Genomic DNA, 24061 nt, shown 5'->3' with positions numbered 1-24061 from the left:
GGAGATTACCCGTGGCAACTCTGCAGGCAAAAACGGTCCAGGCATTGCAAGACAATCGCATTGACCTGCTCAACGAATGGACGCACAGCCTGGAGGCCACGGGCGCCACACGCAACCTCAAGGGGGACGACGTCAAGCAACAGACCGGCGAGTTCCTCAACCTGCTCGCCGACGCGCTGCACAACGGCGGCTCGCAAAACATCAATCACGAAAACTGGGCACAGACCCGGCTGTTCCTGGAGAAACTGTCCCACAGCCGTGCGCTGATCGGCCAGGATTCCCAGCAGACCGCCAGCTTCATTTTCGCCCTCAAGGGCCCGGTGTTCGCCCTGCTGCAGCGCGAATACGCCAGCGACGGCGCGCAACTGGCCGAACAACTGTGGGAAGTGTCGGAACTGCTCGACGGCCTGGGCATGCACACCATCCGCACGTTCCAGAAGTCCCGTGAAGCGGTGATCAAGCGCCAGCAGGAAGAACTGCTCGAGCTGTCCACCCCGGTGGTCAAGCTGTGGGACGGCGTGCTGGCCCTGCCGATGATCGGCACACTGGACTCGCAACGCACCCAGGTGGTGATGGAATCGCTGCTGCAGCGCATCGTCGACACCGGTTCCGAAATCGCCATTATCGACATCACCGGCGTGCCGACCGTCGACACCCTGGTGGCCCAGCACCTGCTCAAGACCGTTACCGCCATCCGCCTGATGGGCGCCGACTGCATCATCAGCGGCGTGCGTCCGCAAATTGCCCAGACCATCGTGCACCTGGGGCTCGACCTGCAAGGCGTGGTCACCAAGGCCAACCTGGCCGACGCTCTGGCGCTGGCCCTCAAGCGTCTGGGCGTCAACGTCAGCAAGGCAGTCTGAGCATGGAACGCATCCCTATTTTGCAGATGGGCGAGTTTCTGCTCGTGACCATCCAGGTGGACATGCACGACCAACTCGCGCTGACCCTGCAGGACGACCTGTCGGAACGCATCAGCCGCACCTCGGCGCGCGGCGTGTTGATCGATATTTCGGCGCTGGACATGGTCGACTCGTTCATCGGGCGCATGATCGGCACCATCTCGGGCCTGTCGCGCATCATGGACGCGCAGACGGTGCTGGTGGGCATGCAGCCGGCCGTGGCGATTACCCTGGTGGAACTGGGCATGAACCTGCCGGGCGTGGCCACCGCATTGAACGTGGAGCGCGGCATGAAGCTGCTGCGCGACCGGGTTGAACACTCATGATCGAAGCCAGCAGCGGCACGCATCCTGTGCTGATCGAACAGGACGTTGTGCTGGCGCGACAATTGGTACGCAGACTGGCCCAGGAATGCGGCATGCGCCTGATCGACCTGACCAAGCTGGTCACGGCCGTCAGTGAGCTGGCGCGCAACACCGTGGTGTACGGCGGTGGCGGCTACATGGATTGGGCGGTAGTTGAAAAAGACCTGCGCCCCGGCGTGCGCCTGACCTTTCGCGACGAAGGCCCGGGCATTCCCGACCTCAAGCTGGCGATGACCGATGGCTGGACCTCCGGCGGCGGACTGGGCCTGGGCCTGACCGGTGCCAAGCGCCTGGTGGACGAATTCGAACTGGATACCGCGCCGGGTAAAGGCACCCGCGTGACGATCACTCGATGGTCCTGAATATCCACAGTGCACTGACCCAGGTGTTATTGGTCGAGGACGTCAGCCAGGTGGGCTATGCGCGCCGCACGGCGCAACTGCTGGCCGAGCAACTGGGCTTTGACGAAACCGACGCCGGGCGCGTGGCACTGGTGGCCACCGAGCTTGCCAGCAATATCCTCAAGCATGCCGATCACGGCCAGTTGCACCTGCGCGCCACCGGCAACGGCGGCGTGGAGATGATTGCCGTGGACCGCGGCCAGGGCTTCGATCTGGACAGCTGCCTGGTGGACGGTTTCTCCACGGGCGGCACCCAGGGCATCGGCATGGGCGCGATTTCGCGCCTGGCCCAGGTGTTCGATGTGCATGCCGACGCGCGTGGCACAGCGATGCTTGCGCGCCTGTATCCGCGAGCCTCGGCTGCCCGCGACATCCGCTATGGGGTCAGCCAGCATTCATTGCACGACGACCCGCATTGCGGCGACGCCTGGCACCTGATGGTCGAGCCGGGGCGCTTCAGCGTGATGGTGGCCGATGGACTGGGCCATGGCATCGATGCCGAGCGCGCCGCGCAGGCCGGTGAGGCGGTGTTTGCGCAGGACGCATTTCTCGACCCAGTCGTACTGATGAACGACCTGCATGTGGGCATGAGCGGCACCCGCGGCGGCGCCATGGCGATTGCTCAATACGACGCCTCGGCCGACACCCTGCGCTTCACCGGTATCGGCAACATCGGCGCCAGCCTGATCGGCCACGGCAAGTCTCGGGGGCTGGCCTCCCATCCGGGGATCGTCGGCGTGCAATATCGCAAGGCCCAGCCCTTCGACTACGCTCAAGTGACCGGCCAGTTGCTGATCCTGTACAGCGACGGCTTGCAGTCACGCTGGAACCTTGCCGATTACCCGGGCCTCGTACACCGCCACCCGGCCCTGATCGCCGCCATTCTGCACCGTGATTTCTGTCGCGGCCGCGATGACGTTACCGTATTCGTGATTGCCCTGGAGGCTATCAATGGCTGAAACCACTGCCTCCCTTGCCGATGAAGTCAAACGCCTGCGCCTGGAAGGGGACGCCCTGCGCGCCGAACTGGACGAGACCAACCAGGGCGTGCTGGCGCTGTATGCCGAACTCGACATGCAGGCCGACCAACTGCGCCAGGCATCGGACCTCAAGAGCCGCTTCCTGTCGTACATGAGTCATGAGTTTCGCACGCCGCTGGGTTCTATCCTGAGCATCACCAGCCTGTTGGCGGATGAACTCGATGGCCCGCTGAGCCCTGAACAACACACCCAGGTCGGGTTTATCCGCAGCTCTGCCCGCGAGCTGCGGGAAATGGTCGATGACCTGCTGGACCTGGCCAAGATCGAGGCCGGGCGCATTTCCATCTCGCCGGCGTGGTTCGACATGTTCGACCTGTTCTCGGCGCTGCGCGGGATGTTCCGGCCCATCGTCGATGCCTCGTCGGTGGACCTGATCTTCGAAGAGCCGGCCGGCCTGCCCAGGCTGTATACCGATGACAAGAAGCTGGCGCAGATTCTGCGCAACTTCATCTCCAACGCGCTCAAATTCACCCTGCAAGGCGAGGTGCGGATTTCGGCCGGCATGGAGAACGACCGCGAGATCCGCTTTGCGGTGCAGGACACTGGCCTGGGCATTCCCGCCGAGCTGCACAACAACCTGTTCGAAGATTTTTCGCAGATTGATTCTCCGCTGCAAAAACGCCTGCGCGGCACTGGCCTGGGCCTGTCGCTGTGCAAACGCTTCGCCGAACTGCTGGGCGGCCGTGTGGGTGTGGAAAGTACGCCCGGCGTGGGCTCGCTGTTCTACGTGATCATCCCCCTGTCCATCGCAAACGAGAACGTCGATGAAGCGTGACATTCGATTACTGATCGTCGACGACAACGCCGCCACGCGCTATGCCCTGCGCCGCCGCCTGGAGCGTCACTATGGTCATGTGCTGGAAGCCGGCACCGGCCAGGATGGGCTGGACCTTATTGCTCGCGAAAAAATCGATGCGCTGATCCTGGACGTCAACCTGCCGGACATGAGCGGCTTCGATATCGTGCGTCGCCTGCGTGCTGACCCGTCCACCGCGTTGCTACCGGTGGTGCATGTGTCGGCGGCGTCCATCGAGACCGGCGACATCATCACCGGCCTGGACGCGGGGGCCGACGCCTACCTGATCCACCCGGTGGACCCGGATGTGCTGCTGGCGACCCTGCGCACCCTGCTGCGGGTGCGTGACACCGAATATGCGCTGCGCGAAAGCGAGGCGCGCTTTCGCGAGATTTTCTTCAATATCAGCGCGCCGATTGCGGTGATGGACGCGCAGCTCAAAGTCCATGAATGCAACCACGCCTTCGCGCAATTGATTCATGACAACCGCAACCCCGACGCCCTGCTCGAATGCTTCGCCGACGGCCAGGCCGCCGTCATCGGCGAACTGTGCCAGCGCCTGTCGGCCGGCGAGCGCTGGAAAGGCACGCTGCAGTTGAACGTGAATGGCGAGCTGCGCGAGACCGAGTGGCAGATTTCGCCGTACAACCGCGCCGAGCTGAGCCTGGTATTCGTGGAAGACGTCACTGAGCATCGCCACCGCGAGCGCCATCAGCAGGCCGAACTGGCCAATGCCGCGCGCCAGTTGGCCCGCACCGAAGCGCAACTGCTGCAGGCGCAGAAGATGGACGCCCTGGGCAAGCTCACCGGCGGCATCGCCCACGACTTCAACAACCTGCTGACCGGGATCATCACCAGCCTGGAACTGATCAAAAAACGCATCGAGAGCCAGCGCACCGAGAAGGTTTTGGGCTACGCCGATGCGGCCCTGAGCTCGGCGCTGAGCGCGGCCGGCCTGACCAATCGCCTGCTCGCCTTTGCCCGCCAGCAGCCGCTGGACACGCGCGCCATCGACATCAATGCGCATATCCGCTCACTCGAAGAACTGCTGATGCGCACCATTGGCGAACACATCGCCCTGAAGCTGGAGCTGACCAGCAACCCGGCGGTGGCGCTGGTGGACCCGATCCAGCTGGAAAGCGCGGTGCTCAACCTGGTGATCAACGCCCGTGATGCCCTGCCCCAGGGCGGCATCATCTGGGTCACCACTTACCCGGCGTATGCCAATGGCAACCTCAAGCTGGAAAACGGCCCCTACATTGCGCTGTCGGTGCGCGACAATGGCGTGGGCATCGACCACAGCGTGATCGACAAAGTGTTCGACCCCTTCTTCACCACCAAGCCGGTGGGCCAGGGCACGGGACTGGGTCTGTCGACCATCTACGGTTTCGCGCGCCAGTCCGGCGGCGATGCGCAGATCCGCAGCGTCACCCGCCAGGGCACCGAAGTCACCATCATGCTGCCGGCCGCCGAAGGCCCGGCCACCCTGGCAACAAAACTGCTGGCGGTGCCTGGATTGAGCCAGGGTGAGCACATTCTGATTGTTGAGGACATGCCTTCGGTGCGCAGCTTTGTCGCCGAAGTGCTGATGGATGCCGGCTACCAGTGCAGCCTGGCCGCCGACGGCGACGAGGCCATGGTGATCCTGCAGGCCGACCCGAGCATCGACCTGTTGCTGACCGATTACGGCCTGCCGTATATGACCGGCCGTGAACTGGCCGACCATGCACGCCTGCTGCGCGCTGACCTGCCGATTCTGTTCATGACCGGCTACGCGGAAAATGCGGCCAATCGTCAGAGCTTTCTGGGCGAGCGCATGGACTTGATCACCAAGCCGTTTCATATCGATGAGCTGCTGGAGAAGATTCGCCAGGGGGTGGAGCGCCAGGTCTAGGCCGACGCTCCACAGGCCCTACAAGCGGAACCGCGCCACGGCGTCGTTGAGCGCTACCGCCAGACGCGCCAGCTCCTGGCTCGAACCGCTGACCTGCCCGGCGCCGGACGACGATTGCGCCGACAGGTCACGGATATTCACGATGTTGCGGTCGACTTCCTTGGCCACCTGGGCCTGCTCCTCGGCCGCACTGGCGATCACCAGGTTGCGCTGGTGAATCTCATCGATCGAATCGGTGATCCGACTCAGCGCGCCACCGGCCCCTTCGGCCAGGCTCAAGGTCTCGGTGGCGCGCTGGGTGCTTGACTGCATCGACGCCAGCGCATCGTTGGAGCCGGTGCGCATGGCGGTGACCATCTGGTCGATCTCCAGGGTCGATTGCTGAGTGCGATGGGCCAGCGCCCGCACCTCATCGGCCACCACCGCAAAACCACGCCCGGACTCACCCGCACGCGCCGCCTCGATGGCGGCGTTAAGCGCCAGCAGGTTGGTCTGCTCGGCGATAGAACGAATCACGTCGAGCACCTTGCCGATGTCCCGCGATTGCTCGGCCAGGTTCTGCACCAGGGTGGAGGTCTCGCCAATGTTGCTGCTCAGGGCCTGAATCGCGCTGACTGTTTCGCCAACGCGGTGCTGGCCTTCGCGCGCGGTTTCATTGGAAAGCCTGGTGGATTCGGAGGTCGACACCGCATTGCGCGCCACCTCGTCGGCGGCCGAGGTCATCTCGTTGACCGCCGTAGCCGCCTGTTCGATCTCTGCCGTTTGCTGTTGCAGGCTGCGGCTGCTCTGGTCGGTGATGCCATTGAGGTCGGTGGCCGAGGCAGACATTTGCACCGCAGACTGGCGAATCAGCTGCAAGGTATCGCGCAGGTTGCCTTGCATCGATTGCAGGGCGACGAGCAAGCGGGTGACCTCGTCGTCGCCGCTGACTTCAACGGTCTGGGTCAGATCGCCGCGTGCGACGTTTTCCGCAGCGCGCATGGCCTGTCCCAATGGGCCGACGATACTGCGCGTCAGCAGCCAGGCCAGGGCCACGGTGCTCACGCCGGCCAGGATCACAAAACCGAACACCATGGTGAGCGAGCGGCTGTACTGCGCCTCCGCCGCCTGGCCCAGCTGGTTGATCTGGCCGTTGTAGTAGTCGCTGAGCGCATTGAGCTGGGCTCCGGAGCCATCGACCACGGTTTTCATGTCCACCAGCAGCAGCTTGTTGAGTTCAGCGCCCTGCTGCTTGTCGGCCAGCACAAACGACTGCGCCAGCGCTTGCTGGTACTGGCGCAGCGAGACCTGGAACTGGTCGTAGAGCGCACGCACCTCAGGCGTGTCGACCAACGCGTCGAGCTCGGTCAGCTTCTTCGTCAGGTCCTGGCTGCGGGTGTCCATCTGACCGCGGTAGGTTGAAAGGTTGGCCGGGTTGGGGTCCAGCGCCATGCGCAACGAAATCGTGCGGATGCGCAGCATGATTTCGCGAATATCGGCCACCAGCCGCATCTTCGGCACCAGCCCACTCTCCACCTGCACCGCCCGGGCGCGAATACTCGCCATGTTCGACAGCGCGAAAAAGCCCAGCAGGGCCACGAGCAAAGCAATCAAGGCAAAACCCAGACCGGCACGGCGGGCGATGGACAGGCTGCGAAGGGACATTTTAAGGGCTCTTATTGGGGGGGGATACGACATCGTATGACAGGGTTTCGGCCTGACAGGCCTGGACTTGAGGGGGTAAATCGGAAATAAACAATCCTGAATATCCGATGTGGATTCGAGCCGGAAGCATCACATCGATCACACTGATGATGACTATCGAAACGACCGCCTGCCGATTTGCCGGCGGTCATCCTTATAATCCCCTCCCACATCCCTCCCCCCGCCTGACGACAGGCGACATTCATCCTTGGAACCCAACACCATGCCAAGTGCCAGCCAGGCCTCCAGCGGCCTTCCCGAACATAATCAACAGAGCGTCAAGCAGCAGTGGCTGGCGATTCTGTCGGTTGCCGTGGGCGCATTCGCCCTGGTGACCAGCGAGTTTCTCCCGGTGGGCGTACTCAACGACGTCGCCAGCGACCTGGGCATCACGGCCGGCCACGCCGGGCTGATGGTGACCCTGCCCGGCATCATGGCGGCCCTTGCCGCGCCGTTTCTGTCGGTGAGCATTGGCGCGATGGACCGTCGCTATCTGCTGATCAGCCTGACGCTGATCATGATCATCGCCAACGGTATCGTGGCGTTTGCCAGTGACTTCAACGTGCTGTTGATCGGGCGTGTCCTGCTGGGCATCAGCATCGGCGGCTTCTGGGCCACAGCCATCGCCCTCAGCGGCCGCCTGGCGCCCAGAGGCGTCGACGTGGCGAAGGCTACGTCGATCATCATGATGGGCGTGACCCTGGCCACCGTGCTCGGTGTACCGGTGGGCACCTGGCTCAGCGGCCTGATGGGCTGGCGCATGACCTTTCTGGTCACCGCCCTGATGGGCGTGCCGGTGCTGCTGGCTCAGGTGCTCCTGTTGCCGCGGCTCAACCCCGAAAAAGCGATTCGTGTCAGTGACCTCCCGGCGTTGTTTTACAACCCGCAGGCGCGGGTGGGCCTGATTGCGGTATTGCTGATCGGCCTGGCGCACTTTGCTGCTTACACCTATGTCGCGCCGTTCTTCAAATACAGTGCCGGCTTCGATGGGCCGACCATCAGCTCGTTGCTGCTGCTGTTTGGTGTGGCCGGCGTGGCAGGCAATGTTTTCGCCGGTTTCGCCGCCAACCGCAGCGTGCGCAACACCCTGCTGCTGGTCGCGCTGATGATCGGCACCAGCACCGCGCTGTTCCCCCACTTCGCCACCGGCATGACCGGCGCCGCGATGCTGATCGCGCTGTGGGGCTTCGCATTCGGCGCGTTCCCGGCGTGCTCGAGTATCTGGATGTTCGTGGTAGCACCCAAGGATGTGGAGCGTGGCATGCCGCTGTTTGTCGCGCTGTTCCAGGTGATCATTGCCCTGGGCTCGTTCTTCGGCGGGCGCATCGTCGACCAGATGGGCAGCTCGGTGCTGTTGAGCCTCGCCACGGTATTGGTAGGCTTCGGGTTTGTGACGGTGCTGGTGTTGGGAAGGAATGTCAGTAACCGCCTGGTGGCGCAACCGGCCTGACGGGTAACTGTTGAAAAGGCCTGCCGAACGATGCGTTTGGCGGGCCTTTTTTGTTTTGGCGCAGAGGTATTCGATCTGGAAAAACCTGGTAAAGAGAATGCCCGCACTGAAACTTGCGCGCGCAAGCCTGCGAGCTAGCCTCAAACGTGTCGCCGCTGTGGCGACCTACTGTCAGGGAGCTTATATGCCAACGCGATATCGTGATGCGGTTACAGGGGAATACGTGACGGAGGGTGAGGCCAAAAAAAGGCCGAGGGAGACGGTGAGGGAAACGGATAAAAAACCGTCGAAAAAATCGGAGGGTAAAAAGTAACGTCATTGTTTTAGCATGGCCATGCAGATCTACCTTTACCCTTTTCGGAATGACTTTCCATGACGCCGGTTGAAATCAATGCATTCATTGAACGATGGCCCACTCTGGGCCTCACGCCTGTTGAGGCCTGGCGGGTGGCACAAGACTGTGAAAACCAGGTGATGGCGTTGCTGGAACGCCTCGGCAAGGGTTATCGGCGTCATGTAAACTGTGCCATCCACGAAAGTGCGGTTGTCGAGCAAGGCGCTGTGCTGAAGGGCGCGATCATCATCGGCGAAGGATCCTTCGTGGCGGCGGGTGCTTATCTGCGCGCAGGGGTGTACCTGGGCAAGAATTGCATCATCGGCCCAAGCTGCGAGCTTAAAAGCAGCTTCATGCTGGATGGGAGCAAGCTGGCACACTTCAACTTTGTCGGTGACTCGTTGCTTGGCGAGGGCGTAAATATCGAGGCCGGTGCGATCATTGCCAATTACCGCAACGAACTGAACGGGGCTCAAATCAAAATCCGTTATCTGGATCAGGTGATCGAGACGGGCGTAAACAAGTTCGGTGCCCTGGTGGGAGACGGCTGCAAGATTGGCGCAAACGCCGTTATTGCTCCTGGCGCGCTGTTGCGGCCCGATACTCATGTGCCTCGTTTGGGATTGGTTGACCAGTTCGCTTACGATTGAACGGCTCGACGCTCGTCGGAGTTAAACGCCGGGAACGAAAAAGCCCCTGAAATGGTTAACCATTTCAGGGGCTTTGTCTTGTTCAATAATGGCGGAGAGATAGGGAGCAGTGGACAAATGCCTCGGGAGCCCCAAAAACGCTGTATCCACAAGGGTTTTCTCAGATTTTGCTACATATTTTTGCTACAAAAATCGTAAAAAAGCTACATACCGAGCCAGCCACCAGAGAGGGAGTCAGGTGGAAAAACTTTATGCTTAATCGAGTACCGTTTATAAATCCGCACCGTACAGTTTTGTCACCCTACCAACAAATGGTCAACACCAATGAAAAGCTTGCATCAAAGACAATAGTTAACGGAACGCACTTTGCTATTTTCTGATGCCGCCTAGAAATCCAGCCAACAACCCACAGATCTCTGATATTTGCTCTGCATAGTTATCATTCAAATAAACATAAAAGTCTTGACTCGTGATATTTTTAAGTGTCTTGATAGCCTTCTTAAATTGCTTATCGTCTTTAGGGGCGACATCAAACTCTCTCTCAAACTTAAACTTTCCGCCAACATAATCTTCAAATATCTTCTTCTCTATGCTAAGAAAAGGAATGCAATAGACATTTTTTTGGCGTTCATTTCGCGTCCCTGCATAATCGCCATCAAGTATAGCAATCACATTTGCTTCCGCTGCAAAAAAACCTTCCACAGAGTTCTTCCTTAGCAATTGAATAACATTATCCCCGCCCCCGACTGGAATAATCTGAAAAGAATAAAAGCTTGATATATTATGAGTGACGATTAAAAACTTGAAAAACCCTTCAAGCATAGGATCTTCGGTCAAAATATATCTATCCCAACCAGAGAACCCAAAAAGCACAGACTTTATGTAATTATAAGATGCAGACCTAGTTAATACTCCCTCTCCATCCTTGTACATGTAATGGAGCTCATCCTCGCGCATCGTACGCATGATAGCCATTGAGTGCGTAGTGAACACTATGTTCACTCCACCTTTTGCACAGAATTCTCTCAACCAACCTATCAACCTACTTTGGGCAGCAGCATCCAGTGAGATATCAATCTCATCAATAACAATAAGCTTAGATGCATTCTGTATTTTCCTGTATAGCGATATCAAAAAAAACTCGCCAGAGCTCAAATGATCTTCACGTACATATCTATCATCAGCCAAAGGGACAACATAAAATCTTTCTTTACCAAGTCGGATTTCTTTTATCCCAGCAAATTTATCATCACAGTAAACATCACCTAATAATGCAATCAATTCGTCGGGCGAAGAGTAGTCCTGAAGCATTACTGCCGTTCGAATATCGCTATCCGCGGAACTGATTTTCTGAAAATTATTGAACCGTTGCCCCCAAGGCATCGGCAACTCGACTTCTATGCTTTTTTTCAGACTAGCAGGTATTATTGACTTGCTATTAAGGTCCTCCACCTCAAAATCGTACTCAAACTCATAAGCATCGCCATCATAGTTATAATTTATTCGGCTATCTACTTTAATTGTACCCGACTGAGCCATTTTTGAAAATGTATCGGCGCTCTTTAGGTTTCTTATAGCTTTAATTAGCGTAGTCTTACCTATGCCATTCTTCCCAACTATACATGTCAGTCCATTTCGACTTAAATCCAAGGAAAAATTAAGGGCACTGACATGCTGAACATTTCTGATCTCTATACTCAGTAACGTCATACCGCCACCGATACATGTATTATTTTATCCACTGCGGTTGCACCATATTTCCTTCGCAACTTATCTAGGAAATCAGGATCAACGGTGTTTATATAATTCAATTGACCAGAGAACTTCTGCAATGCGCGATCTAGCTCCTGCTCTTTCAAAAAAGAAACAAACTTTTCTTTATTTTTAAGCAAATGATACATAGCCGTTTCAGCATTCTTCTTCAAGTTGCCATCTACTGAAACCTTGCCATTAGGAAGTATCACAACGCCAAGTAGCTTCACTTTACTTCCTGGCCTGACAACCCTAGTCTTATTAAGATTTAGTTTAAAATCGCCATCGAACATTTGATTTAAGATTTCGGTAATTTTCGAAATCAACAAATCAACACCCGGATCTACTTTACTCGAGACAATCAAATCGTCGGCGTAACGGGTATAAATAAAGCCTTGACTGTCACACCAGGATAAAAATTCCTCATCAAACTTAACGAGACAGCAATTACTTATTGCAGGGGATGTTGGAAATCCTGGAGGAAGAAGCCCGTCAACAGTCACAATATCCAGTATTCGATCTATCCAGATATCAATATCAGATATAGGACAAAAATCTAAAGACCACAAGATGGATCGCCTGATCATTTCTCTATTTACACTACCAAAAAAAGACTCGATATCAGTTTGAAAAAAATACTTGCTTGAACTATGTTTCTCGACCGCATTAACTACATTCACGCCTTTGCGGTAGGAGTAAACAACCTGCTCTGCCAACGGCAGGCGATCAAATAAAACCCTACTCAAAAACCCGAGATATAGCTTAAGCTTCGGCTCTGGAGCGTAGACCGATCTTCCTTCAAAATTTTTCTTTACAGATGAAGCAGCTAGATCGAGCTTTATAAAATCTTGAAAATCCTGCTTTCCGCGGAATGTTGCAAAAAAAAGCTGCTCAAGTGGCCTTTTGATCATATTTACTTCAACTGTTTTCTGGTTTCGAGATTCGGCTGGCTTAATCAACCGTTTGCGTTACAGACAGCCAACAATGATAGACCTTTCTGCGAGGCGTACAATGAGATAGGGTAAAGCTTACCTAAATACCCTCTTCCAGCGGACTTGGAGAAAAGTGGACCATATATTTCCAGATTTTGTTCTGACGAAGATGTGAACGCGCAGCGGTAGCCGCAAGACGTAAAAAAGAGATAACAACGCAGAATAGTGGATGCGGTGGCGGTGGCGGGGAGATGACGGAGGGGATGTCAGAGATATTACCCTTACTATCCGTGCATGCTGACTGGCCTACGACCACTCAGCATGCACAAACGTAAGACGGAGACTAGATACCTGTAGAGGCCAACATTATTGACTGGAGCTGCTCCTAGTCGCTGGCGTGAGGCAAATATAGGGCAACCTAGACGCTGACGCAACCAAAATTCTAAAACGCCTCACTGACGTTACGCTCAACATCGGACCAACCGCAAAATGGTACCGTATGCCATGTTAACGCGATCCACTAGCGCATTGTCCCTTAGAACTGCAGTTGTGGTGAGGGGAACTGAAGCAGAGACTGTCAGAGCAACATCGGTGATGAGAAAAGCCAGTCAAAAAAAACGGTAATTTTGCGAGCTTTTCCGTGTCATCACCCTTAGGCTTTGCTACAGAAATTTGCTACAAAATTACCGTTTTTATGCCTTGTAACTCATTGATTTACAAGGACTTTCAATAATGGCGGAGAGATAGGGATTCGAACCCTAGGTACCGGTGAAGGTACAACGGATTTCGAATCCGTCCCATTCGGCCACTCTGGCATCTCTCCAACGGCGCGCATCATAACAGCATGGTTCGTGGATGCAAAGCGCCGAGGCGATTTTTTTCCGTGCTATCAGATGCTTGCGTCGATTACAGCGGTACGCCGAGGCGATTGGCGACTTCTTCGTAGGCTTCGATGACGTCACCCAGGCCCTGGCGGAAGCGGTCCTTGTCCATCTTCTTGCGGGTGTCCTTGTCCCACAGGCGGCAGCCGTCCGGGCTGAATTCGTCGCCCAGGACGATGGAGCCGTCGTGGAACACGCCGAACTCCAGCTTGAAGTCCACCAGCAGCAGGCCTGCGTCGTCGAACAGTTTGCTCAGCACGTCGTTGACCTTGAGGGACAGCTCCTTCATGCGCGCCAGTTGCTCAGCGGTGCCCCAGCCGAACGCCACTACGTGGGATTCGTTGATGAACGGGTCGCCCTTGGCGTCGTCCTTGAGGAACAGCTCGAAAGTGTAAGGGTTGAGCTTGAGGCCCTCCTCCACGCCCAGGCGCTTGACCAGGCTGCCGGCGGCGTAGTTACGCACGACGCACTCCACCGGGATCATGTCGAGCTTCTTCACCAGGCATTCGTTATCGCCCAGCAGTTTGTCGAATTGGGTCGGAATACCGGCTGCTTCGAGTTTCTGCATGATGAAGGCGTTGAACTTGTTGTTCACCATGCCCTTGCGATCAAGTTGCTCGATGCGCTTGCCGTCGAACGCCGAGGTATCGTTGCGAAACAGCAGGATCAGGCGGTTGGCGTCGTCGGTTTTGTACACCGACTTGGCTTTGCCGCGGTAGAGTTCTTCACGTTTTTCCATGATGGGCTCCGCTTTGAGTGAGGTGGGCTAGGCGATGTGGCGCCAGTCGAGCCCTGAATCTTGATCGGCCAGTTGCAGCCAGTCCGGGTCGCACCCGAGGGTGTCGACGAAACATTGCCGGGCAAGCTGCGGCAGGTTGTTCTTGCTGCTCAGGTGGGCCAGGACCAGGTGCTGCAGGTCTTGCCAGCCCAACTCATACACCAGGTACGCCGCCTGATGGTTGTTCAAATGCCCCAGTTCGCCACCTACCCGCTGCTTGAGAAAGTAGGGGTAATGACCGCGCGCCAGCAGGTCCCGACAGTGGTTGGACTCGATCATCAACGCATCGAGGTCGCGATAACCGTCCAGCACCTTGGCGCAGTAGGAACCCAGGTCGGTCAGCACGCCGAAGCGCCGCTGGCCGTCACTGAAGACATACTGCGTGGGTTCCTGGGCGTCATGGGCGACTGCGATCACATCGATGCTCAAGGCGCCGATGTGCAGTTGCTCACCGCCGGCCAGGAAACCTGCAGGTTCAATGGGTTTGCGCATCCCGCGCAGGGTGCCGCGACTCAGGTACACCGGAAGATTGTAGCGCCGAGACAGCAAACCCACGCCATGCACGTGGTCGGCATGTTCGTGGGTCACCAGAATCGCGCTCAGCTGCGCGGGGTGAACCCCCAGGCGCAGCAGGCGCCGCTCGGTTTCCCTCAGCGAGAAACCGCAATCGACCAGCACGTACGTGTCGTCATGAGCGACCAGCGTGCCGTTTCCCTGGCTACCGCTGCCGAGAACGGCAAAACGCATCGGATCAGCCCAGATTGTCCTGAATGACGCCCAACACTTTGCGCGCTGTTTCAGCGGGAGCAACGGTATTGATGTTCTTCTCGACGGTGACCTGCACGCTCTCGCCTACCTTGCTCAGACGAACCTGGTAGCGCTCGGCACGGGTTTCGACTTCTTCCTTGGTCGGCGTGCTGCCGAACAGTTTGCCGAAGAACCCTGGCTCGTCGTCTTTCTTCACGGCCTTTTCAGCCACGTTGATGTAGTACAGGCCAAGGCTGCGGTTGATGTCTTCAACGCGCCATGGGCCTTGTTCCAACGCGCGACCGACACTGGCCCAGGCGCGATCCAGGTCTTCACCCAGGTTCAGCACCACGTTGCCGCTGCCGTCTTCGGTGAGGCTGACACGGCTCGGGGTGTCGTAATCGCGTGCGGCGAGCAGGGAAACGGAACCGCCCTTCTCGGAGATACGGCTCATGCTGGCCAGCATCTCGTCGACCAGGGCAGCGTCGACGCCGGTATTGACAGAACGATTGGTGAACTCGACATTGGCGGTGCTGCCGGCAGGACGCTCGGCGCTGACCACATAGACTTCACTGGTATTGCGTTGCACACCCGGCTCGATGCGCACGCGCACGCGGGTCTCGCCGTCGGCGGCTACGCCACTCGACTGCAGGCGCTTGGCCATGCTGGCGGACAGTTCGCTGCCGTGCTGCCATGCGGTGGTGAATTCACCGGTCTGCGGGCGCTGCTCGTCAATGCGGAACCCGTTGTCCTGGAAGAACTGCACCGCCACCGGCCAGACTTCGGCAGGTGGGCGCTGGGCCACGATCCAACGCGAATCGCCGCTCTTCTGCAGGCTGTAGTCGCTGGCGTCCGCCACGGCTGCGATCGGCTGCGGGCGCGGCACAACGTACTCACCCTTGGTGGTGTCGTCGGCAACGTTGCGCGGAATCGGCAGCAACGGGTCAAGGCGCTTGGCGACATTGACGTCCGGCGGCAGTTGCATCGGTTTGGTTGCTTGTGCTTCCAGGTAATCGCTGCCGCGGTCACGGAAGTAGCCTTCCGGGCCCCAGATCCAACCGCAGCCACTGGTGCTGGAGATAATCAAGGCAAGTGCGGAAAGTCCGGCCAATCGCTTCATGCGTAGTGCTTCCTCAATTAAACCAGGACGCCGGACTGGCGCAGGGCCTGTCGCAGCGGTTCGTGAAAGGCTTGGCTGAGCTGGGTGAGCGGCAGACGGATACCGTCCGGCATCATGCCCATCTCGACCAGCGCCCATTTCACGGGGATAGGGTTGGATTCGACAAACAGTGTCTTGTTGAGCGGCATCAGTTTTTCGTGGATCGCTCGCGCGGTTACGGCATCGCCGGCGATGGCAGCGGCGCACAGGTCACTCATGGCACGCGGGGCCACGTTGGCGGTCACCGAGATGTTGCCCTTGCCGCCCAGCAGCATCAGTTCGACCGCCGTGGCGTCGTCACCGGAATACAGCAGGAAGTCGCTGCTCACGCCGGCCAGAATGTCCTTGGCGCGTTGCAGGTCGCCAGTGGCTTCCTTGATACCAATGATGTTCGGTACGGTGGACAGACGGATGACTGTCTCGGCTTTCATGTCACAGGCAGTGCGACCGGGAACGTTGTAAAGGATCTGCGGGATATCGACGGCTTCGGCGATGGCCTTGAAATGCTGGTACAGGCCTTCCTGGGTCGGCTTGTTGTAGTACGGGGTCACCAGCAGGCAGGCGTCGGCGCCGGATTTTTTGGCGTTTTTGGTCAGTTCGATCGCTTCACGCGTGGAATTGGCGCCGGTACCGGCGATCACCGCGATACGGCCCGCCACACGCTTGACCACGAATTCGATGACCTTGATGTGCTCTTCCACATCCAGGGTGGCCGACTCACCGGTAGTGCCGACCGCCACGATGGCATTGGTGCCTTCTTGCAGGTGGAAGTCCACCAGTTTGCCAAGGCTGTCCCAGTCGAGATGACCTTGTGCATCCATGGGTGTGACCAGTGCCACCATACTGCCCGCAATCATGCAACCGCTCCTGCCGGAAAAAGAGAGCCGTAATGGTACTGGCGCCAAGATGCTTGTACAAGCGAAGTACCGCCTGAGGATGCGTTCTGGCGCAACTAAACGACGGGCAATGCCATCATTGGGCAAAAGCGCTGCCGCAAGCAGGCCATTCACACAATGAAAACGCCATCTCCTATCCCTTCGCGATGCTTTTCGCTACCCTTGATCCTTTGATCGATACAGTCCTCACAGTATCGACCGCTCATCGTTTTAGGAAGGCTGCATGTCCACCCCCACAGTTCGCGAACAATTCCTTGTTATCAGTGCCCTCGGCGCCAACCCCATGGAGCTGACCAACGTCCTGTGCCGCGCCAGCCATGAAAACCGCTGCGCCGTCGTAACCTCGCGCCTGACCCGTCACGGCGAATGCAGCGCGCTGGTGCTGCAGATCTCCGGCACCTGGGACGCCCTGGCGCGCCTGGAAACCGGCCTGCCGGGCCTTGCCAAGAAGCATGACTTCACTGTCAATGTGGTGCGCAGCGCCGCGCTGGAGAACCGCCCACAGGCCTTGCCTTATGTGGCGTATGTCAGCTCGGCGTACCGTTCGGACATCGTCAACGAGCTGTGCCAGTTTTTTATCGACCATAACGTCGAGCTGGAAAACCTTACCTGCGATACCTACCAGGCGCCGCAAACCGGCGGCACCATGCTTAATGCCACGTTCACCGTGACTCTGCCGGCCGGTGTGCAGATCAGTTGGCTGCGCGACCAGTTCCTGGATTTCGCCGACGCGCTCAACCTGGACGCGCTGATCGAGCCGTGGCGCCCACAGAACCCAATGTAAGGAGGTTATTCATGGCGGTAGTCATCGATACACCGGTCACTGATTTCGAAGCCCCGGCCACCAGCGGGCAGACCTTCAGCCTTGCTGACCTCAAGGGCAAGCAAGTGGTGATCTACTTCTACCCCAAGGACAGCACGCCGGGCTGTACCACCCAAGGCCAGGGTTTTCGTGATCTGCATGAAGCGTTCAAGGCAGCCAACACCGAGGTGTTCGGCGTATCGCGCGACAGCCTCAAGTCCCACGAGAACTTCAAGGCCAAGCAGGCATTCCCGTTCGAGCTGATCAGCGACAAGGACGAAGCGGTTTGCCAGCTGTTTGATGTAATCAAGCTCAAGAAGCTGTATGGCAAGGAATACCTGGGCGTGGATCGCAGCACTTTCCTCATCGACAAGGACGGTGTTCTGCGTCAGGAATGGCGTGGCGTGAAAGTACCGGGGCATGTGGATGCGGTGTTGGCGGCAGCGCAGGCGCTGAACAAGGCTTGATGCGATTCAGGCCTTGCGCAACCAATAGCGGTAAACACCCGCCTCATCTTCTTCGCGTTCCAGGGTGTGGCCGGCCAACTTGGCGAAGGTGCGGAAATCGCGCTGGGAGCCCGCATCCGTAGCGGTCACCTTGAGCACCGCGCCGCTGGCCATTCGATTGAGTTCCAGCTTGGCCTTGAGCAAGGGCAGCGGGCAATTGAGGCCGCTGGCATCGAGTTCGGCATCAAAGGGTGCAGCGTCGGTCATGGTCTTACTCCGGGCAAGCGTTGGGTTGCTTAGAATATCTGGTCCGGAGCTCAGTGTCCGGCTACAGTAAGCTCTTTGCCCAAAAGGCTTTGTGCATGACTTTTTTGCGCCCTACCCTGTTGACGCTGGCCTGCCTGCTGGCCTCCCCAGGCTTCGCCGACGACCTGCCGTCACTTGGCGACGCCAGTTCTGCCATTGTCTCGCCACAACAGGAATACCAACTGGGCCGTGCATGGCTGGCCTACCTGCGCGGCCAGGTGTCGCAACTGAACGATCCGCAACTGAAGGATTACGTCGAGACCAGCGTGTACAAGCTGGTGGAGACGAGCCAGGTGAACGACCGACGGCTGGAATTCATCCTGATCAACAGCCCGCAACTCAACGCCTTTGCCGCACCGGGCGGGATTGTCGGCGTGAACGGCGGGCTGTTTCTCAATGCTCAGACCGAAGGCGAGTATGCCTCGGTGATGGCTCATGAATTGGCCCACCTGTCTCAACGCCATTTCGCCCGAGGCGTTGAAGCGCAGCAGCGCATGCAACTTCCCATGATGGCGGCCCTGCTCGGCGGCATTATTGCGGCCGCGGCAGGCGCAGGCGACGCGGGTATCGCCGCCATCGCCGGTACCCAGGCCGCAGCGATCCAGGAGCAGCGACGTTTCTCCCGCCAGAACGAGCAGGAAGCGGACCGCATCGGCATCCTCAACCTGGAGAAGGCCGGCTACGACCCACGCTCGATGCCCACCATGTTCGAGCGACTGATGCGCCAATACCGTTTCGATGCCAAGCCACCGGAGTTTCTGTTGACGCACCCGGTGACCGAATCGCGGATTGCCGACACCCGCAACCGCGCCGAACAGTCCAAGCCGGGCGGCAAGGAAGACAGCCTGCGTTATCAGTTGATCCGCGCGCGCGTACAGTTGAAGTACGAGGACACGCCAGGTCTGGCGGCCAAACGATTCCAGGCTCAGTTGGACGAGAATCCGAAAAACGATGTGGCCCGTTATGGTCTGGCAATCGCTCAGATAAAGGGCACTCAGCTTAAGGAAGCCCGGGAAAACCTGGCGCCATTGCTGGCCAAGGCTCCCAATGACATCACTTACAATCTGGCGCAGATCGAGCTGGACATCATCAACAACCGCATGCCGGACGCGCAGCAACGCACCGACCGCATGCTGAGCCAGTACCCCAGCAATTACCCGCTTAACCAGGTTCGGGTGGACCTGCTGCTTAAACAGAACCGCACTGCCGATGCGGAGAAAGCCCTGGATGGCTTGCTCAAGTCTCGTCCGGATGATCCGGATGTCTGGTATCAGGTCGCCGAGACACGCGGACTGTCGGGAAATATCATCGGCCTGCATCAGGCGCGCGCCGAGTACTTCGCTTTGGTAGGCGACTTCCAGCAAGCAATCCAGCAACTGGATTTCGCCAAGCGTCGGGCTGGCAGCAATTTCCCGCTGTCGTCGCGGATCGACGCTCGCCAGCGTGAACTGATTGAACAGGAACGTCTGGTGAAAGGGATGATGAGTTAAACCCATCGCCCACAAAAAAGCCCCGCCATCGTTAACCGACGGCGGGGCTTTTTATTGGGCTAGCAGATTACTCGGCGAGCTTGAAGGTGATGAAGCTGGCTCGACCCTGACGCAGGACGCGCATCGACACCGTACGGTTCTTCGGCAGTGCCTTGGCGATGTCGGTGAACTCCTTGGTGCTGTTGATCGCCTGATTGTTCAGGTGGGTGATCACGTCGCCCGGCTGCAAGCCGATCAGGGAGGCAGGGCCATCCTGGACTTCCTTGATCACCACGCCGCTCTTAAGGTCGAAGCTTTTCTTCTGCTCATCGGTCAGCTCGGCCACGGCAATGCCCAGGCGATTGCTGCTGCGCTCGGCGCCCGGCTTGGCGTTGCCCAGTGCATCAAGGGATGCGCCCTCTTCCGGGATGGCGCCTACGGTCAGTTCCACGTTCTGGCGCTTGCCTTCACGAATCACTTCCAGCTTGGCCTTGCTGCCGGCCTTGAGTGCGCCCACCAGATGCGGCAGGTCTGCCGACATGATGATTGGCTGGCCGTTCATGCTCAGGATCACGTCGCCAACCTGCAGGCCACCCTTGGCAGCCGGGCCGTCGTCCTGAATCTGCGCAACCAGGGCGCCGGCCGGCTTGTCGAGACCGAAGGACTCAGCCAGGTCCTTGTTCACTTCCTGGATGACCACGCCCAACCAGCCGCGACTGACCTTGCCGCCGCTCTTCAGCTGATTGGAAACGTCCATGGCCACATCGATCGGGATCGCAAAGGACACGCCCATGAAACCACCGGAACGGGTGTAGATCTGCGAGTTGATCCCCACTACCTCACCGGCCAGGTTGAACAGCGGGCCACCGGAGTTGCCTGGGTTGATCGGCACGTCGGTCTGGATGAACGGCACATAGTTTTCGTTCGGCAGGCTGCGGCCAATGGCGCTCACAATGCCTTGGGTAACCGTGTGGTCAAAGCCGAACGGCGAGCCAATCGCAACCACCCACTGGCCGGCTTTGAGGTCCTGGGACTTGCCCAGTTTCAGCACGGGCAGGTCCTTGCCTTCGATCTTCAGCAACGCAACGTCGGAGCGCGGGTCAGTGCCCACCAGCTTGGCTTTGAGTTCGCTGCGGTCGGCAAGGCGCACGAGGATCTCATCGGCATCGGCAATCACATGATTATTGGTGAGAATGTAGCCATCCGGCGAAATGATGAAGCCCGAGCCCAGAGACTGCGCCTCACGCTGACCACCGCCGCCGCCACGCGGAGCGCGCGGCTGGGGCATACCGCGCTCGAAAAACTCGCGCAGCATAGGCGGCAGGCCTTCCAGATCGGGCATCTGCTGGTTCGAAACTTTGCGATCCGGCAGCTTTTGCGTGGTGCTGATGTTGACCACGGCAGGCGAGGCCTGCTCCACCAATTGGGTGAAATCAGGCAGCTCGGCCGCTTGCGCAGGCAGGGCCTGGCCCAGCACCAATACCGTGGCGACTATGGATAGGTAAGACTTCAAACGTGGTATCGACATACAGCTCCCGTTACGACGAGCAGGGTTGAGCGACAGGGTTCAAGAGACGCCGGAAACCGAGACCGGCGACTTTGTTCCGCGAACAAAACAAGGTCAGCGCTGACAAGCCCTGACCTATAAAAAACATGGAGATTTTTTGCAAGTGAAAATGCTGATCCATACATTTCATGGTCTCGCCAGCCAACCTGGCATGGACTTTAGACTGAAAGGTCAGGATGAACATAGGATTAACGAATCACGGCTGGGTAGTAGCCGTTTTGTCACTGCGTACGGACAGAGCGATGCGCTCGGCAGTACCGATGGGAATTTCGCCGACAACGGTCACTATCCTTTCACCGTCCACCGTATTCAAGCGGCGAGAAACCGCAACCGTAGGGCCAATTTGCGTGCGGGTTTCCGTCGCGCTGACTTCGCTGATGGGTTCGAGAAACACCGAAAACCGCGCAAGCCCGTCTTCATACATCAGGCTTTCGACCGTTGCTTTGGTCTGCGCATCTTTGCGCGCACTGCTCTTGATTAACTGAAAACCCGGTGGCACCCATTCAAGATGCCATGCCTCGGAGGACTTGACCTCTGGCGCCTGCTCCTGAACAACTGCGACAGGCTTGCACTCACCCGTAGGCTGCAAGTCGCGATCACTTGGGGTGGTAGACGTGTCCAGCCGGGTGAATTGAAAACGCTCCAGCAATTGCCCTTGATCATTCAACAGCAGGGATTTAAGCGGCAAAGCGGTTTCGCGATCCAGATGCAGTTCAAACCCGAAGCGGTACTGGTCACGCGGCGTGATCGAGACGATCACTGCATTACGACCGGCAACACGGGATTTACCGATAACTGCCAGCTCGTAGAATTGAGTAAGTTTCTTTGGGTCAAGCGCACGTGAAGGGGATTCACGCGAATTGCCAAGGCCTGCGACAAGGACGCCGCTGACGCATTGAGTACGACCATCTACACGCACGACTTCCTGGGCAGACCCATCAAGCTGCAATAACCGCTCGCGGACTTGACCTTTTTGGACGCGATGCCAAATGTCGTGGGTAGAAAAACTGCCATTACGCTCGTATACGAACGTGCCTTCAAAACTTTGTTGTTGCTCTGCACGCCCAAGTCGAGTCAGCCAGTTTTGAGCTTCATCGGCATGGGCGGGGAGTGCAGACCAACCACTGAGTAAAAGCGTAAGGAGCGATATGACGCGCATAGGGCCCCTTAAAGGTTCAGCGGTTTTCCAGGCTTGCAGCACGAGCGTATGGCAGAGCGCTTTCAGTGCCTTTCAAGGCAGATTCCTGTGCGTGTTGGCGCAGATAGCCTGGAAGACGCTGATCCTGCCAGCCGGATTGGCCTTGAAGCACACCGTTGGCCATGGGGCCTGTGGCATCAGAGCTTTCCTTGTAGCCGGCCAGCACTGCCGGGCCCTTGACCTGCGGACCAGCCATGACCGGTTGCTGGGTCTGTTGGGCCAGTTCGGCACCAGCGATTTCGTCCTGGTTGTACAGGCGAACACCGGCCAGAACCGCAACAGTTACCGAGGCAGCCACTGCCAGGCGACCCAGGCTACGCCATGGACCACGTGCAGCCTTTGCCGGAACGGCTTCGTCAGCCAGCGCAGCAGAAACGGCCGCAGCAATATCCAGACGAGGGATTAGAAGATCCTTGTGCATCACCGCCCGAGCGACTTGGTAACGAGACCAGGTATCACGGGTTTCGGCATCATCAAATGCGTTAAGCACTCGACGAAGTTCCAGTTCATCCGCTTCGTTATCCATCACTGCGGACAGCGATTCCTGCAGGGCATCACGACTCATGGCGGTTCCTCTCTTGGCTGTCGCCGCTGTCTTTAGTTTTCCTGCAACAACGGTTGCAAGGCTTTATCGATGGCTTCCCGGGCCCGGAAAATCCGTGACCTCACAGTCCCCACCGGACACTGCATGACGCTCGCAATGTCTTCGTAACTCAGACCATCGAATTCACGTAAAGTTAACGCCGTCCGTAAATCTTCTGGCAGTTGCTGAATTGTGCGATGGACGGTGCCTTCAATCTCGTCGCGCAGCAATGCACGCTCCGGCGACTCGAGATCCTTGAGGCCGTGATCACCATCGTAAAATTCAGCATCTTCTGAACTGACATCACTATCCGGCGGGCGGCGTCCGCGAGACACCAGATAGTTCTTCGCCGTGTTGATGGCGATACGGTACAGCCACGTATAAAACGCACTATCACCGCGAAAATTGCCCAGTGCACGATAGGCCTTGATAAAGGCTTCCTGTGCAACGTCCTGCGCTTCATGGGTGTCGTGCACAAACCGCACGATCAACCCGAGAATTTTGTGCTGGTATTTCAGCACTAGCAGATCAAATGCTCGCTTGTCACCGCGTTGCACGCGCTCGACCAGCTGCTGATCCTCTTCCTGGGTTAGCATGAACACTCCTCGTGGTGCTTGAAGGAGGCTTGCATAACTAAACGATCAGGCTTGCAAACATAGACTCGGTCTTTTCGCAAAAGTTCTCCCCCTTTCAAGCAAGTTTCCGGCATGCACTGATTTGGCACACACGAAAAACGCAGCACGGTCAAAGCCGACTGCGCGAATAATCTTGTCGCCGGTTTGATGACGCGTCCAATGCTCCCGACGGGCCAATAAACTCAACTTTTTCCAGGTTTTGGGCAACCGGCTATTGAGTGGGGGCTCATGCAAAAAGTTCCCACCTTACTAACCGGCCAAGTGAGACCGGAACCGCGCTCCGTAATCTCACATTGCCACAAACGCCCGGCTATTGTGCCGCGCGCCCCCTCTATATACTAGTGGCCCGTGTGCCCCTTTGATTCGCCGATCCAGGCGTTCCTGCTTGCGCCAGC

The 24061-nt window shown here is 58.0% G+C and carries 22 protein-coding genes, 1 tRNA gene and 3 pseudogenes; 12 read left to right on the top strand and 14 right to left on the bottom strand.

The genetic code is table 11. The annotated features are described in order from the left end of the window. Positions 1 to 11 precede the first annotated feature (11 nt). The 7 genes and pseudogenes from RHM60_RS23525 to RHM60_RS25755 all read left to right on the top strand — a co-directional run bounded on the left by RHM60_RS23525 (position 12) and on the right by RHM60_RS25755 (position 5398). Entirely contained in the window at positions 12 to 863 is an 852-nt protein-coding gene (locus RHM60_RS23525; RefSeq protein ID WP_231422101.1) for an STAS domain-containing protein, read from the top strand. A 2-nt stretch (positions 864 to 865) separates the two neighbouring features. Continuing rightward, a complete protein-coding gene (locus RHM60_RS23520) occupies positions 866 to 1228 on the top strand; it encodes an STAS domain-containing protein (protein ID WP_003233973.1) in 363 nt (120 codons plus the stop codon). Continuing rightward, entirely contained in the window at positions 1225 to 1629 is a 405-nt protein-coding gene (locus tag RHM60_RS23515) for an anti-sigma regulatory factor (protein WP_209989985.1), read from the top strand. The genes RHM60_RS23520 and RHM60_RS23515 overlap by 4 nt, the downstream gene beginning before the upstream one ends. Continuing rightward, complete coding sequence (locus RHM60_RS23510) at positions 1620 to 2627, top strand: ATP-binding SpoIIE family protein phosphatase (protein ID WP_231422099.1); 1008 nt, start codon at positions 1620 to 1622, stop codon at positions 2625 to 2627. Before RHM60_RS23515 ends, RHM60_RS23510 begins: the two co-directional genes overlap by 10 nt. Next, complete coding sequence (locus tag RHM60_RS23505; RefSeq protein WP_231422097.1) at positions 2620 to 3483, top strand: sensor histidine kinase; 864 nt, start codon at positions 2620 to 2622, stop codon at positions 3481 to 3483. Before RHM60_RS23510 ends, RHM60_RS23505 begins: the two co-directional genes overlap by 8 nt. Then, a pseudogene (locus RHM60_RS25760) lies at positions 3473 to 4435 on the top strand (response regulator); the annotation flags it as partial. The gene RHM60_RS23505 and the pseudogene RHM60_RS25760, both read left to right, overlap by 11 nt. 213 nt (positions 4436 to 4648) lie before the next feature. Beyond that, positions 4649 to 5398, top strand: coding sequence for a response regulator (locus RHM60_RS25755; RefSeq protein ID WP_416195191.1), 750 nt, complete (start codon positions 4649 to 4651; stop codon positions 5396 to 5398). A gap of 18 nt (positions 5399 to 5416) precedes the next feature. Here the strand turns inward: RHM60_RS25755 and RHM60_RS25750 are convergent. Beyond that, a pseudogene (locus RHM60_RS25750) lies at positions 5417 to 6013 on the bottom strand (methyl-accepting chemotaxis protein); the annotation flags it as partial. Between the two features lie 306 nt (positions 6014 to 6319). Then, positions 6320 to 7042: pseudogene (locus RHM60_RS25745) on the bottom strand (MCP four helix bundle domain-containing protein); the annotation flags it as partial. Between the two features lie 262 nt (positions 7043 to 7304). Between RHM60_RS25745 and RHM60_RS23490 the strand changes: the two are divergent. Next, on the top strand, positions 7305 to 8531 hold the full coding sequence (locus tag RHM60_RS23490; RefSeq protein WP_209989973.1) for an MFS transporter: 1227 nt from the start codon (positions 7305 to 7307) through the stop codon (positions 8529 to 8531). 372 nt (positions 8532 to 8903) lie between these two features. Further along, entirely contained in the window at positions 8904 to 9515 is a 612-nt protein-coding gene (locus RHM60_RS23485) for a DapH/DapD/GlmU-related protein (RefSeq protein ID WP_322212930.1), read from the top strand. Between the two features lie 369 nt (positions 9516 to 9884). Here RHM60_RS23485 and RHM60_RS23480 read toward each other — a convergent pair whose 3' ends face one another. From RHM60_RS23480 to dapA, 7 genes are all read right to left on the bottom strand, one after another. After that, positions 9885 to 11225, bottom strand: a complete 1341-nt coding sequence (locus tag RHM60_RS23480) for an ATP-dependent nuclease (RefSeq protein ID WP_322212929.1) — start codon at positions 11223 to 11225, stop codon at positions 9885 to 9887. After that, the gene (locus RHM60_RS23475; RefSeq protein WP_322212928.1) at positions 11222 to 12226 is read right to left on the bottom strand and encodes a reverse transcriptase domain-containing protein; all 1005 of its coding nucleotides are present in this window, start codon (positions 12224 to 12226) and stop codon (positions 11222 to 11224) included. Before RHM60_RS23475 ends, RHM60_RS23480 begins: the two co-directional genes overlap by 4 nt. 706 nt (positions 12227 to 12932) lie before the next feature. Continuing rightward, a tRNA-Ser gene (locus tag RHM60_RS23470) sits at positions 12933 to 13022 on the bottom strand. Between the two features lie 83 nt (positions 13023 to 13105). Then, positions 13106 to 13819, bottom strand: a complete 714-nt coding sequence (purC, locus tag RHM60_RS23465) for a phosphoribosylaminoimidazolesuccinocarboxamide synthase (protein WP_003211975.1) — start codon at positions 13817 to 13819, stop codon at positions 13106 to 13108. A 27-nt stretch (positions 13820 to 13846) separates the two neighbouring features. After that, entirely contained in the window at positions 13847 to 14605 is a 759-nt protein-coding gene (locus tag RHM60_RS23460; RefSeq protein ID WP_209989962.1) for an MBL fold metallo-hydrolase, read from the bottom strand. A gap of 4 nt (positions 14606 to 14609) precedes the next feature. Next, on the bottom strand, positions 14610 to 15725 hold the full coding sequence (bamC, locus tag RHM60_RS23455) for an outer membrane protein assembly factor BamC (protein ID WP_209989959.1): 1116 nt from the start codon (positions 15723 to 15725) through the stop codon (positions 14610 to 14612). Positions 15726 to 15742: 17 nt separating this feature from the next. Beyond that, complete coding sequence (gene dapA / locus RHM60_RS23450; protein ID WP_209989953.1) at positions 15743 to 16621, bottom strand: 4-hydroxy-tetrahydrodipicolinate synthase; 879 nt, start codon at positions 16619 to 16621, stop codon at positions 15743 to 15745. A 262-nt stretch (positions 16622 to 16883) separates the two neighbouring features. On the opposite strand from dapA, the gene RHM60_RS23445 reads away from it, so the two are divergent. Continuing rightward, positions 16884 to 17444, top strand: a complete 561-nt coding sequence (locus RHM60_RS23445) for a glycine cleavage system protein R (RefSeq protein WP_003172487.1) — start codon at positions 16884 to 16886, stop codon at positions 17442 to 17444. Positions 17445 to 17455: 11 nt separating this feature from the next. Then, positions 17456 to 17929, top strand: coding sequence for a peroxiredoxin (locus RHM60_RS23440; RefSeq protein ID WP_209989950.1), 474 nt, complete (start codon positions 17456 to 17458; stop codon positions 17927 to 17929). Positions 17930 to 17935: 6 nt separating this feature from the next. On the opposite strand, the gene RHM60_RS23435 is transcribed toward RHM60_RS23440, so the two are convergent. After that, a complete protein-coding gene (locus RHM60_RS23435; RefSeq protein ID WP_231422087.1) occupies positions 17936 to 18175 on the bottom strand; it encodes a sulfurtransferase TusA family protein in 240 nt (79 codons plus the stop codon). A gap of 95 nt (positions 18176 to 18270) precedes the next feature. Between RHM60_RS23435 and RHM60_RS23430 the strand changes: the two genes are divergently transcribed. Beyond that, entirely contained in the window at positions 18271 to 19704 is a 1434-nt protein-coding gene (locus RHM60_RS23430; protein WP_209989945.1) for a M48 family metalloprotease, read from the top strand. Between the two features lie 67 nt (positions 19705 to 19771). On the opposite strand, the gene RHM60_RS23425 is transcribed toward RHM60_RS23430, so the two are convergent. The 4 genes from RHM60_RS23425 to rpoE all read right to left on the bottom strand — a co-directional run bounded on the left by RHM60_RS23425 (position 19772) and on the right by rpoE (position 23627). Beyond that, positions 19772 to 21211: a DegQ family serine endoprotease gene (locus RHM60_RS23425; protein ID WP_322212922.1), complete on the bottom strand. Its 1440-nt coding sequence runs from the start codon at positions 21209 to 21211 to the stop codon at positions 19772 to 19774. A 235-nt stretch (positions 21212 to 21446) separates the two neighbouring features. Further along, positions 21447 to 22409, bottom strand: coding sequence for a MucB/RseB C-terminal domain-containing protein (locus RHM60_RS23420; protein WP_322212921.1), 963 nt, complete (start codon positions 22407 to 22409; stop codon positions 21447 to 21449). A 16-nt stretch (positions 22410 to 22425) separates the two neighbouring features. Further along, the gene (locus RHM60_RS23415) at positions 22426 to 23013 is read right to left on the bottom strand and encodes a sigma-E factor negative regulatory protein (protein WP_034096393.1); all 588 of its coding nucleotides are present in this window, start codon (positions 23011 to 23013) and stop codon (positions 22426 to 22428) included. Positions 23014 to 23045: 32 nt separating this feature from the next. After that, positions 23046 to 23627 carry an RNA polymerase sigma factor RpoE gene (gene rpoE / locus RHM60_RS23410; RefSeq protein WP_003172477.1) on the bottom strand — a complete coding sequence of 194 codons (582 nt, stop codon included), beginning with the start codon at positions 23625 to 23627 and terminating at the stop codon, positions 23046 to 23048. Positions 23628 to 24061 lie beyond the last annotated feature (434 nt).

The sequence above is a fragment of the Pseudomonas sp. MH9.3 genome (genome assembly GCF_034354675.1).
Lineage (GTDB): Bacteria > Pseudomonadota > Gammaproteobacteria > Pseudomonadales > Pseudomonadaceae > Aquipseudomonas.
Note: the sequence above shows the minus strand (reverse complement) of the source record. Positions and strands in the feature narration are given on the sequence as shown.